The sequence below is a fragment of the Paenibacillus glycanilyticus genome (assembly GCF_030161375.1).
In the GTDB taxonomy this organism is placed as follows: domain Bacteria; phylum Bacillota; class Bacilli; order Paenibacillales; family Paenibacillaceae; genus Pristimantibacillus; species Pristimantibacillus glycanilyticus_B.
In genome coordinates, this window is the sequence record NZ_BSSQ01000019.1 from 201,258 (window position 1) to 213,464 (window position 12,207).

Consider the following 12,207-nt stretch of genomic DNA (forward strand, 5'->3'; position numbering starts at 1 on the left):
CCTGATCCCATTAGAGATCAGGCCTTTTTACGTTTATTCGATGGATTTGCGCTGCGCGGTTCTCCAATGGCTGGGCGTTACGCCGGTTACCTTCTTAAATACGGTGCTGAAATGCTGGCTGGATTTGAATTCCAGATCCGCCGCAAGCCGAGTGATTGAAATAGGGGAATGGGATAGCAATTGCGCGGCATATTCTACCCGGGTGCGCTCCACGAAGGAGGAAGGCGATTGGCCAAAGGTTTGCCGGAACAGCCGGTAGAAATGCGATTCGCTAACCCCAACGCTAGCCGCGATCTCCTTATTGACCCAATGCTTCTCGGGCTGCATCCGGATGTTCTCCACGGCTTTGAGCATCGCGTCATGGAGATCTTCGGGGATTTGCGGTTCCGGTGAAGGCTCCGTCATGAGTAGAATGAGATCCAGCATATAATGCCGGACTTTCAGCTTCAACCAGGGCTGTTCTTCCGTTTCAAGCGCGTGACGCAATTTGTCAAAACTGATTTTCATCCGGGTATTCGTCCGCACAATCCTCGGCAAGTGATTTAATTTATCCATCATTTCCCGAAGTTCGTCTTCGCTTAATCCCAACCACGAAGTGCATGAGGAAGGATTCCTCACGATCAGCCACCAGATGGAGCATGGTTCCATGAAATCCATACGCGCGCGATGCGGTTCGTTGGGCCGTGTATGGAACAATTCGCCGGCCCTTGTCTCGAATAATTGGCCGTCTACTTCCCACGTTACTTTACCGCTATCGGTTAGTACAAATTCATAAGCTCCGTCATGCTCATGATGAGAGAGCGGCATCGCTTCCGTGAAATGGTCATAGCCTAACATAATCAGCTCCGGTACTTGAAGGGAGCCCGATTGATCCAACTTCTGCGTATCGTATTCCCAACGATTTGTACGGCTATTATGAACCGCCATAGCATGACCACCTGTTCAAATTTGTATCTTTGTATAAAATCCTATTCGATAGTTTTCCGAAAGTCAAAGCTTCTCTCTGCTGTTATCTTAGAGAAGGAATAATCAAATATGGCGAAGAGGTGTTAGGATGGCATTTATTCCTTATGAAGTGACGGACACGGACAAACAAACTTTTGAACGCGATGGGTATTGGATCAGTCCAAAACTGATTGACGATGACACGATCGAGAAACTACGGCAAGCGCATGAACGGATTTGGTCGTCCGACTTCGACGGGGATGGCTATCCGATGCACGATGTTCGCCTACCGGACAATAAATTGGCCTTGCGCAAGCACGATAACGGCTGGTGGATTAATGATGAAGTCCGTCACGTCGTCACTCATCCGGAGCTTGGCCGCATGACCGCCGAGTTGCTTGGGGAATCAGCCATCCGGTTATGGCATGATCAAGTGATCTATAAACCAAGCGCCGCAGGAGAAGAAACGCAGCTTGGCAATGTAGGCTGGCATCAGGATTATGCCTTCTGGCGTTGCAGCAACACGACGAGCATGGTTACGGTCTGGATCGCGCTTCAAGATACCGATCTCCACAATGGCGGAATGAGAACGATTCTGGGATCGCACAAATGGGGAGTGGTTGAGGGGAGCGATACGTTTTTCAATCAGGATCTTGACGGTCTTCAGGCAAAATTCTCCAAGGGAGAATGGCAGGATGAGCCGTGTATTCTGAAAGCCGGTCAGGCGAGTTTCCACCATGGCTTGACGTTCCACGGTTCCGGCCCCAACTTTTCCGAGCAGCCGCGGCTGTCAGTCGTCGCTCATCTTATGCCGGGGAACACCTCGTATATGAAGGGGAAAGGCAGACACGATAATGTTCGATTGCTCGGACCAAGGCCTTATGACGGACAACCTTTTAATAATGAATATTTCCCTCTGTTATACAGCAAATAATAAGCTATGCGCGCGGGCTTTGGTCGATTTGGGACCAAAGCTCGTTTTGTTTACTAGTAAAGTCCGTATACAGAAAGAGGAAATTAGTGGTACTCTGAATTTATTCCTGCTAAGAGGAGGACAAGAATGACTCCAAAACATATCGTTTCGGCGGCAGCGATTGTCTTGAATGATCGCAACGAAATCTTATTGATCAAAGGACCTAAAAGAGGTTGGGAGATGCCCGGCGGACAAGGCGAATCGCTAAGAGACGCGGCAATAAGGGAAACGAGAGAAGAAAGCGGAATAGAGATTGAAGTGACCAAGTTTTGCGGCATTTTTCAAAATGTAGGCAGCAGCATCTGTAATACCTTATTTCTGGGAAAGCCGGTCGGAGGAGAGTTGACGACTACGGAAGAATCGCTGGAGGTCGGATATTTCCCGGTCGAAACAGCACTGGAAATGGTACATTGGGGGAACTTCAAAGAGCGGATTGAGTTATGCTTGAATGAAGCATGCCATCCTTTTTATATTGAGTTCTCGATACCGCTTAAGGACTGCTAAATGAGTGAGGTAAAGCAAAATGTCTAACGGAGCAAAGAGATTTATAAAGATTTTCGCTAAAAATTATAAACAATACAAAGGCCCTGGCTCCTACAGCGCCAACGGAGTTCCGGTCTTATGCGTTCATTGTCATCACGATAAATTCGATTTGGGCCACGCGCAGTTAAATACCGCTTTGTTTACTTTCTTTAACCTTGACTTCGCCAATCGTTCGGCGAGTACGTTGACATGCGGCCGTTGCGGATTTATCCATTGGTTTAAAAAGGGGATCGAAAGAGTATATTGACAGTTCCCGCACCTGTAGCTTGAAGAAAGGAGGAATATGGCATGTTGCATATTGTGAACGGGGACTCCGTAGCCCATACGCTGCAACAAGGAATCGTGCAAGGAGATATCCTTGTGTGGAGGGAGCTCTACCCTCATGGTCCTAATAGCTTGGAATCCACCAGGGGCAATCGCTTTGCTAGAGCTCAATACCTGGAGCAGACGCTTGGTATCCCGCATGCTGAATTTGTTCGAAATAGCAAAGCGCAAAAGAAATTGTTGGAAGATTTCCATAGCTATGAAGAGATCGTATTATGGTTCGAGCATGATTTGTTCGACCAAACGATGCTAGCTTATTTACTTCATTGGTTCTCGGGACAATCCTTGTCAAACACAAAGCTTAGCTTGTTGGAAATTGGCGATTTCCCGGGCATTGAACCGTTTCGGGGGTTAGGCCAGCTAAATGTCGAGCAACTAGCCACATTGGCGGGAACATGGAGGCCGATCGGGGCTAAAGAATTGGCGTTAGGCGAATCGTTCTGGCAGGCTTACGCTTCACCGGATCCAAGCTTGCTGCAACGCTTGCTGGAACAAGACACCTCCGCATTGCCTTATGCGAGAGAAGCTTTTCAACTGCATCTGTCAAGGTTTCCTTCTACGTTTAACGGTCTTGGCATCGTGGAACAAACTACGCTAGAGATGGTACATACCGCAGCCCAAAGTCCGTTTGAATTATTTCAAGAGACAGGAAATAAGCTGCATGCGTTAGGGATGGCGGATCTGGAATACTGGTACATACTTCGGAAGTTATCGCATGGTCCTTTCCCTTTGCTGCAAGTACAGGGATTGGGGGCTTTTCCAACCTATATGGAATCCGCAGCATCACTACGCGACTGCAAAGTTGTATTGACAGAGCTTGGGGAAAAGGTAATGAATGGGGAAGAGGACTGGCTTACGTTAAACGGCATTAATGAGTGGTATGGCGGCGTGCATCTGTTAGGGAATTCCCCAAGATGGCGCTGGGACGCGAACATGAGGAGGATGAAGCATGAAGATTGATTTCACCGGAAAAGTTGCCGTAGTGACGGGAGCGACAGGGGAGCTTGGACGCGTTATCGCCCGAACGCTGGCGGAGAACGGCGCTGATCTTGCTTTGCATTACCATAGCAACGAAGCGAAAGCCGTAGAATTGAAGAGCGAGATTGAAGCGCTGGGGAGACGAGTGGTTATTGTCAAAGCTGACGTGACGAAACAAGACTCCATCGAGGCATTGAAGGAAACCGTAGTATCAAGCGTAGGACATGTCGATATTGTTGTCGCCAATGCGGTCGTGCAATACAAATGGACTTCCGTGTTGGAGCAGCCTGCCGAAGATTACGCAAGCCAGTTCGAATCCTGCGTCATGCAAAGCGTTTATCTTGCCAAAGCGTTTATTCCGGCCATGATCGAGAAGAAAGCCGGACGTTTCATCGGCATTAACACGGAGTGTTCCATGCAAAACTTCCCGACGCAATCGGCTTACGTGTCAGGCAAAAGAGGCATGGACGGCGTATATCGCGTACTGGCCAAAGAAGTTGGCGAGCACCAAATTACGGTCAACCAAGTTGCCCCGGGCTGGACGATCAGCGAACGCGAGCGCACGAACGGCATTGCTGAAAGCGAGAATTATATCCAGCAAGTTCCGCTCAAGAGACGCGGTACCGACCAGGAGATCGCTAATGCCGTTGCTTTCCTCGCTTCGGATTTGGCGAGCTTTATTACGGGAGCGTATATCCCGGTCAGCGGCGGCAACGTCATGCCAACGATATAAGCAAGGCGCCTCATTTGAATAATAAATGACTATATTGATTTTTTCCCAGCCAGAAAGCTGCCGGTAAAGAATGACCATGCTATAATAAGTTAACTTACACCAAAGGAGGTATCCAATCAGATATCATGTGGACCTAATTTCCTGTCGATCATGATTTTCGAATATGACGATAAGTGATGAGAGCTCAGCCTATGCGCGGAGCGGATTAGGTTACGTGTGTCTATTGGAGACGACTCCTGCCACCTTGTTTGATGCTATTTTTGGCGTCTAATTGGGGTGTATTCACGCTATGCCTATATCCGTATATCCTTAGCCGCAGGAGCTCCCTGCGGTTTTTTTACGTCTTCGGCAATCATTCACCCTGTCAGTTGTTCAACTAAACAAGAAGTGGTGATTGGAATGACCCTACTAACATTACGCGGAATTAAAAAAAGCTTCGGCGACACGGATGTGCTCGCCAACATCGATGCCGATCTGGCCAGCGGAGAACGAGTCGGCTTGGTTGGGATGAACGGCGCAGGCAAAACAACGCTGGCGAATCTGATCTTCGGTTCGATTCAGCCGGACGAAGGCAAGCTTACCTTCCACCGGGATCAGCTGCGCATCGGATATTTGCTGCAATCGACCTCTTATACCGTTAGTACCTTCAGCCATATGATGGACCCTTTAACGGAAACGGATGAAACTGCGCAATTTCTGCAAACGGCAAGTTATCTCGGCCTTCACAAGGTGAAAGAGTGGGACGGAGAACGTTTGGCGGGACTCAGCGGCGGAGAGAAGACGAAGCTGGCAATCGCCCATATCTGGTCCTCGAAGCCGGATATTCTGCTGCTTGATGAACCAACGAATCATTTGGATTTCGACGGTGTCGATTTCCTCGTTCAAGAGCTGCAACGATATAAGGGCACAACGATCGTCATCTCGCATGACCGTTATTTTCTCGACCGGACGGTGGACCGTATTATCGAACTGCAGGATGGCGTATCGACGTCTTATCCCGGCAACTACACGTTCTATCGGGAAGAGAAGTTGCGCCGTTACCAGAGTCAACTGCATCAATATGAAGAACAGCAGAAATACGAGCAGAAGATAGAAGCGGAGATTAACCGGCTCAAGAATTGGTCGGCGAAAGCGCATCGTGAAGCCGGCAAAGTTGGCAAAATGGCAGAAATGCGCGCAGGAGTGAAGGAATTCTACCGCAGCAAAGCAAAAAGCATGGATAAACAAATCAAATCCCGCATCCATCGTCTGGAAAAGATTGAATTCGAAGGCGTGAAGAAGCCTAACGAGGAAGCAAAAGTGGCATTTGCTTGGGATCAGCCGGACAAACGCGGCCGACGGATTGTTGAAGCGCAGCGGATCGGTAAGTCCTATGGAGAACGTTCCTTGTTTGCGGATAGCTCATTCTATTTGCAGCGCGGGGAGAAAATCGGCTTGTTAGGTCCAAACGGCTGCGGTAAAACGACCCTTATACAAATGCTTCTGGGTCAAACGCCGGTCGACTCCGGTCAGCTATGGATCAGCCCAACCGCGAAAGTCGCGTACTTGACGCAGGACGTAACGGATCTCGACCAGCGGCGGACTGTTCTCGAACTGCTGCAAGAGAATCATGAGATCCGCAGAGATGTAGGGAAAGCGCGGACGCTGCTGGCCAATATGGGGTTTGATACCTCAATGCTGCAGAAGCCTATTGCCCAGCTAAGTCTTGGCGAGCGAACGCGGATTAAGCTCTCGCAGCTCATGTTGAGAGAGCAGGATTTGCTCATTCTGGATGAGCCGACCAACCACCTTGATTTGGCAAGCCGCGAGCAGCTTGAAGAAACATTATCGGAATATCGCGGAACGCTGATTGTGGTCTCGCATGACAGATATTTGATAGATCAAATCTGCACGAAGCTGCTTGTATTTCAAGAAAGTAAAATTAACCGGTTTGAATCCGGCTACGAAGCGTTCCGCGAACGGCCGCTAAGCAAGCAAACTTCTACAGGGATAAACAAGCAGCAGTTGGAAGAAGAGAAGCTCGTAATAGCGAACCAAATGGCGTTGGTGCTTGGGGAATTAAGCTTATTAAAACCAACGGACATCCGGTATGCAGAGCTGGACGAAACGTATAAACAGCTGCTCGCCCGGAAGAAACGAATCAACTCAAGCAGCACTTGATAGTCAAATAGGCAGGAACAAGCTACACTGATTGTATTCCAAATGACGAAGAGGTGCTAACATGTTTGATATGTCCAAGGTAGGTCGCAATATTGCCGGTTTAAGGAAACGTTCCGGAATGTCTCAAATGATGCTGGCTGACCGTCTTAGCATCAGCTACCAGGCCGTGAGCAATTGGGAAAGAGGCGAAACGATGCCGGATATTTCTAAACTTCCTCAACTTGCGGCTATTTTTGAAGTTAGCATCGATGAAATCCTTGACGAAAGCAAGGAGACGCAGCTATTGAAAAAGGTGCTGGAGCCTGCAACGGAAAATGGCTTGCAACAAGAAGAAGTATCGCTGAAGGAGATCTCCGACATCGCGCCTCTTCTGCATACAGAACAAGTTCAAGAGTTGGTATCACGCGCACAAGCCAATGTGAACATAGGCAATCTCATGTTTATAGCTCCATTTGTCAGCCAGACATTCCTCGATGAGCTTGTTCAACAAGTAGAACTTGAAGAGTATAGAGCGGCAGAGTTGTTAGCGCTTGCTCCTTTTATAAGTACAAACATTCTTGACCAATGCGTAACAAAGCTATTTCAATCAGGTGGCAATGGGGCAGCGGAACTAGCGGCGCTCGCTCCGTTCCTGAGTAAAGACGTCATGGATTTGTGCGCGCGTAATCTATTCGCGACTGAACATGGCGGTGTTGCCGAACTTATGGCGATCGTCCCGTTTATGAGCAGTTCAGCCGTTGAAGCCTGTGCGAAAGCCATTGTGGAACGGGAGGGCGCCGGAGCTCTTCATTTCATTGCCCCGTTTATGAGTTCAAATACAATTTGAGAAACACAATAGATACAAATCGATATCAGAAAAAGTCGCAAATCCTGCGGCTTTTTTTGTTTGACTTCTTAGCTACTGCGTGTTACTTTATAGTGGTAATAAGTAATACAACATACCAGTGATACTGAATAGCGAAGGTGATTGAGTTGGAAAATTTAACGGAAATGCTCAAAGGCGTGCTTGAGGGCTGTGTTCTAGATATTATTAGCCGCAACGAAACATATGGTTATGAAATTACGAGGCGGCTGAATGCCCTAGGATTTACGGATGTAGTGGAAGGAACGGTGTACACCATTCTGATCCGGCTGGAGAAAAACAAGCTAGTGGAGATTACCAAGAAACCTTCCGACATGGGGCCGCCGCGCAAGTTCTTTGCCATTAATGACGCGGGACGCGAGGAATTGCGGAAGTTCTGGGAGAAGTGGGATTTCGTATCATCCAAAATGAATGAGTTAAAGGAGAAGACACTATGAACTTTTGGGAAAAAATTACCGGCAGCGACATGACGAAAGAAATGAAGTCGTTTGAAGCGCGAGTTAAAAACCTTCCAGCTGACTATCAAGCGGCTTGGGTCGAAATTAACGGCTATTTGTGGCCGCATTCCGATTTCACCGGTCGCAACCTTATTCCTATACTGGATGGCGTGCTTGGCCTTCTTGAAGAAACTTCAGCGGATGGCCAAAGCGTTCAAGAGGTGCTGGGCGACGATATTAGAGGCTTCTGTTCCGCGCTAGCCGGCGAAGAAGGGGCAAAGTCCTTCCGCGACAAGTGGCGGCAGCAACTTAACCATAATATTGCCAAAAAATTAGGCAAATAGGGGGCAAATACAATGGGAATCAAAGATTTGATTGAAGGAAAAAGAGAATGGCGTGCTCATGTCGCGCGCGTCAAAACGCTTCCGAATGATTATCAGATCGTATATCGGGAGCTGCAGAAATATCTCTTTAAGGTTGGACCCGTTGAGTTAACGGAAGGAACAGGGCTGCTCTCGGGTATTGTTGAACTATTTGAAGAAGGCGCGGCATCGGGGAAAGGCGTACTCGAAGTGACGGGCAGGGATGTAGCGGCTTTTTGCGACGAGCTCATCAAGGATTCTAGAACGTACGCTGACATCTATCAAGAAGCGATTGACAGCAAGAGTAAAAAATAGGGGCAGTCAAAAAGTTCGTCATGCAGCTGATAAATCGATCAGCTGCATTTTTTTATTATCTCTATGTCACAAAACAGTGCCTTACGTTGTTTTATGTGCAAAACGACAAGGGAGCTGAAGTAAAATGAACGAATTAACATGCATCATTATCGGCGGCGGACATGTGGGGCTTCATTCGCTCAAAGCAATCAAAGATGAAAGCCGGGGGATGGCAGAAGGGCGCAAGATTCGATTTGTTCTGATCGACAAACAGCCTGGACATTTACGTAAAATGCTGCTGTTCCGGCCTGCTGTAGGCGAAGAAGAGATCATGATTCCATGGGAGCATTATTCGTTCTTGGAAGATGTACAATTTATACAAGGCGAAGTTGCTTCCGTGGACAGCGAACGCAAGCAAGTTCGCTATACGGATATGAACGGTCATTCATCGAGTATCCGGTACGATCTTATGGTCGTATCGGTAGGCAGTATCGTCCGGCAGCCGGAATCCCGCCATGGCGGCATCGCTTTAACCGACCAGAATGCGGCGGTAGCCATACGGGAGAGTTGGCGCGCAAACCTCCGGCAAGCTGCCGTAGAATTTAACCCCGAAGAACAAAAGCGTCTTATGTCTGTCGCCATTGCAGGCGGAGGCATTAGCGGGATAGAGACATCCGCAGAACTCGTGCTTGAGATGCGTAAGGAAGCATCGTCATTAAACCTTAATCCTTCCGATATCAAAGTTCATTTATTAAGCGGACAAAACCGATTATTCTTGGACGGTCCCGAGAAAGTAGGCTATAAATTAGGTCAACTTCTAACGGAATACGGCGTGAATGTCCATTACAACCGTAAAGTGATACAGGTCGAATCTCATGCGGTGAAGTTAAACAATGGCGACTCTCTGCCGGTAGGTTTATGCATTTGGACAATTGGTCTGATTCCAAATCCAGCTCTTCGAAGCATGGGGTTGCCGCTTACTCCCGAAGGGCAGATAGAAGTGGATGAATCGTATCGAGTCAAAGGGGCAACGGGCGTATACAGCATCGGCGACTGTGCGAGAATCATCGATCCGGAGAATGGAAAGGCAGATCAGATGAGAGCCGGAGAAGGCGTACTTCAAGCGGATCGTCTGGGTAAAATCGTCGTAGCCGATTTGGAGGGACGCCCAGCGCCCATTCATAAATCCGCAAGCTCTATTTTGGACTTCTATTGCATTGGATTAGGAGAGAACAGAGGATTTGTATGGGCTCGCAAATGGGGACTGAATATGTTCATAACAGGGAAGTTAGGATGGAAAATCAGGAGTCTGGCGTGGGATAAAGGCAGTATGCTACGATAACGGCAATAAATACCAACATCGAATAAAGGTGAGGGCGGTAGATGGAGGAACTATACGGACAATATAAAGCGCTATTGTTCACATTGGCATACCAGTTAACGGGCTCCGCGGCCGATGCGGAAGATGCGGTACAAGACGTGTTTGTGACGGCGCTCCGCGTACATCCCGAACGTCTGGAGGAACCTAAAGCGTATTTATGCAAAATGGTAACTAACCGCTGTCTCAATATGCAGAAATCGGCCCGGAAGAAAAGGGAAATATACGTCGGTCCATGGCTGCCCGAACCGGTTAGAACGCCGGAATCGGATCCGCTCGAATCGATGATCGTACGCCGGGATTTGCTTTCTTATGCCATGCTTGTGCTGCTCGAGCGGCTAACGCCAACGGAACGGACCGTGTTTGTCCTGCGCGAAGCGTTGGGTTTCGATTATTTGGAAATCGCAGAGCTGCTTGGCAAACAAGAGGCAAATTGCCGCAAGCTGCTTAGCAGAGCAAAGAGTAAAATGGGCATATCCGAGGATGAGAGCATCACGGCTGAAGCAATCGAATCGGAATGGGTAAGCCGGTTTCTTAACTCTCTAGAGCAAGGAAACGTTGATCATATCATGTCTTTATTGGCTGAAGACGTCAAGTTCGTTGCCGACGGAGGCGGTATTGTCCAAGCGTTCAGGCATCCGGTGGCAACCCGGGAGCTTGTTGCTCGCGTTCTGCTGGGGGGAATTCGGAGTATACGGGATCATTCTCCAGAAACTCTTTATTTCGAGGTAGCTTCCCTTAATGGAGAGACCTGTATCCTAATCCGTTCTGACCAAGAGATCGTAGCCGCTTTATTCTTAGAACTCCGACATGGCAAACTTGCCAACATGTATGCCGTTAGAAACCCTAATAAGCTTGCGAGAGTCTAGGTATTTGTTTTGGCGAATAAAGGATTGACGAAATTTAACGGCCTTAAATAGGTTGACAGGATCTCACCTGACATGTAATATATGTAACGTTGTCACCAAGCATTTTTGATGCGGAAACGCATCTCTTCATATTCCTTTCGTATAACCTCGCGGACAGTACACAGGGCGAGGGTTTCTACAGGAAGCCTTAACTTCCTAACTACGAAGCCATAAAGGAGCTAATAGCTCGCTTACGGCGTCGGAGTTAGGTTTTTTTGTGTCTATATATGCAACTTTGACTTGAAAGCAGGGGGAAAATAACAATGAAATATTATGTGGCCGTTCTCGCGGGCGCAATGAGTTATGGGATATTATCAACGATTGTCGTTTTGGCCTACGGGCAGGGTTATACACTAGGTGAGGTTGTAGGAAGCCAACTTCTGACGGGCTTTATCCTCTCCTGGTTGCTTGTCCTATTCACCAAATTCCAACAAAGACGATCATCGCGGCAACCGCGTCAAGCAGCTCCCGTACAGAACTTTCAACGAATCACGTGGAAGCAAGCTATTCTTCTGATGGCTGCCGGCACGCCAACCGTTGTTACCGGGCTGATCTATTATGAATCGCTCCGTTATATCCCGGCATCGCTCGCCATTATATTGCTCTTTCAATTTATTTGGATCAGCGTGCTTATTCAGTCGTTTATTAGTCGCAAACGTCCGGATAAACTTACGTTAATTACGCTTCTCGTCGTATTCGGAGGCACAATTATCGCTGCCGGATTCCTGGAGCAAGGGCCAAGCGGAGTTGATATTCGCGGCATCGTGCTTGGACTATTGTCCGCCGTCAGCTATTCGCTGTTTGTTCTATTTAGCGGCAAAGCCGTGCCAAACGCGCATCCCGCTTACCGGAGCGCTTGGATGGTAACAGGCGGATTCATTGTGCTTTGTCTATTGTTCCCGCCAACGTTTCTTTTTAATGGCTTGTTCTGGAGCCAATTACTTGTATTTGGATTATTGTTAGGATTTTTTGGAGCGTTTATTCCGCCTGTACTGTTCGCGGTAGGCGTACCTCATATCGGAGGGGATATGGCAGGTATCCTTGGAGCGGCTGAACTTCCGGTAGCGGTACTGATGTCCGCCATCGTCCTTCACGAGCATGTTAGCGGATTGCAGTGGTTCGGCGTCATCATCGTGCTTATCGGCGTAGCGCTGCCGGAACTGTACAAGTCCCGGATTTCCCGTTCAAGAACAATCTATAATTAATACATTGTTAGTAAAAGGTAATGAATAAGGGGGGGAACCCACCTGTTCATTATCTTTTTTTATACAGTTAAACTACAGATTCATAGGTTATCTTTACTCAGAAGG

At 48.2% G+C, this 12,207-nt stretch carries 13 protein-coding genes and 1 riboswitch; of the genes, 12 read left to right on the forward strand and 1 reads right to left on the reverse strand.

Annotated elements, in window-relative coordinates:
• Window positions 1-33: 33 nt before the first annotated feature.
• A complete protein-coding gene (locus QQK89_RS24845) occupies window positions 34-927 on the reverse strand; it encodes a helix-turn-helix transcriptional regulator (RefSeq protein WP_284241401.1) in 894 nt (297 codons plus the stop codon).
• Between the two features lie 127 nt (window positions 928-1,054).
• Here QQK89_RS24845 and QQK89_RS24850 point away from each other — a divergent pair, with 127 nt between their 5' ends.
• From QQK89_RS24850 to QQK89_RS24905, 12 genes are all read left to right on the forward strand, one after another.
• Entirely contained in the window at window positions 1,055-1,879 is an 825-nt protein-coding gene (locus QQK89_RS24850; RefSeq protein WP_284241402.1) for a phytanoyl-CoA dioxygenase family protein, read from the forward strand.
• A 126-nt stretch (window positions 1,880-2,005) separates the two neighbouring features.
• On the forward strand, window positions 2,006-2,422 hold the full coding sequence (locus QQK89_RS24855) for an NUDIX hydrolase (RefSeq protein WP_284241403.1): 417 nt from the start codon (window positions 2,006-2,008) through the stop codon (window positions 2,420-2,422).
• A gap of 327 nt (window positions 2,423-2,749) precedes the next feature.
• A complete protein-coding gene (locus QQK89_RS24860; RefSeq protein ID WP_284241406.1) occupies window positions 2,750-3,745 on the forward strand; it encodes a DUF1835 domain-containing protein in 996 nt (331 codons plus the stop codon).
• Window positions 3,735-4,496, forward strand: a complete 762-nt coding sequence (locus QQK89_RS24865) for an SDR family NAD(P)-dependent oxidoreductase (protein WP_284241407.1) — start codon at window positions 3,735-3,737, stop codon at window positions 4,494-4,496. Before QQK89_RS24860 ends, QQK89_RS24865 begins: the two co-directional genes overlap by 11 nt.
• A gap of 399 nt (window positions 4,497-4,895) precedes the next feature.
• Complete coding sequence (gene abc-f, locus QQK89_RS24870) at window positions 4,896-6,656, forward strand: ribosomal protection-like ABC-F family protein (RefSeq protein ID WP_284241408.1); 1,761 nt, start codon at window positions 4,896-4,898, stop codon at window positions 6,654-6,656.
• Between the two features lie 61 nt (window positions 6,657-6,717).
• Window positions 6,718-7,482, forward strand: a complete 765-nt coding sequence (locus QQK89_RS24875) for a helix-turn-helix domain-containing protein (RefSeq protein WP_284241409.1) — start codon at window positions 6,718-6,720, stop codon at window positions 7,480-7,482.
• A 164-nt stretch (window positions 7,483-7,646) separates the two neighbouring features.
• Window positions 7,647-7,955, forward strand: a complete 309-nt coding sequence (locus QQK89_RS24880; RefSeq protein WP_284241569.1) for a PadR family transcriptional regulator — start codon at window positions 7,647-7,649, stop codon at window positions 7,953-7,955.
• On the forward strand, window positions 7,952-8,299 hold the full coding sequence (locus QQK89_RS24885; protein WP_284241410.1) for a DUF1048 domain-containing protein: 348 nt from the start codon (window positions 7,952-7,954) through the stop codon (window positions 8,297-8,299). Before QQK89_RS24880 ends, QQK89_RS24885 begins: the two co-directional genes overlap by 4 nt.
• A 12-nt stretch (window positions 8,300-8,311) precedes the next feature.
• Window positions 8,312-8,632, forward strand: a complete 321-nt coding sequence (locus QQK89_RS24890; protein ID WP_284241411.1) for a DUF1048 domain-containing protein — start codon at window positions 8,312-8,314, stop codon at window positions 8,630-8,632.
• Window positions 8,633-8,756: 124 nt separating this feature from the next.
• Complete coding sequence (locus QQK89_RS24895) at window positions 8,757-9,953, forward strand: NAD(P)/FAD-dependent oxidoreductase (RefSeq protein WP_284241412.1); 1,197 nt, start codon at window positions 8,757-8,759, stop codon at window positions 9,951-9,953.
• A gap of 41 nt (window positions 9,954-9,994) precedes the next feature.
• Window positions 9,995-10,858: an RNA polymerase sigma factor SigJ gene (gene sigJ / locus QQK89_RS24900; RefSeq protein ID WP_284241413.1), complete on the forward strand. Its 864-nt coding sequence runs from the start codon at window positions 9,995-9,997 to the stop codon at window positions 10,856-10,858.
• A 117-nt stretch (window positions 10,859-10,975) separates the two neighbouring features.
• Window positions 10,976-11,080, forward strand: a riboswitch (purine riboswitch).
• An 80-nt stretch (window positions 11,081-11,160) separates the two neighbouring features.
• Window positions 11,161-12,102 carry an EamA family transporter gene (locus tag QQK89_RS24905; RefSeq protein ID WP_284241414.1) on the forward strand — a complete coding sequence of 314 codons (942 nt, stop codon included), beginning with the start codon at window positions 11,161-11,163 and terminating at the stop codon, window positions 12,100-12,102.
• The last annotated feature ends 105 nt before the right edge of the window (window positions 12,103-12,207 follow it).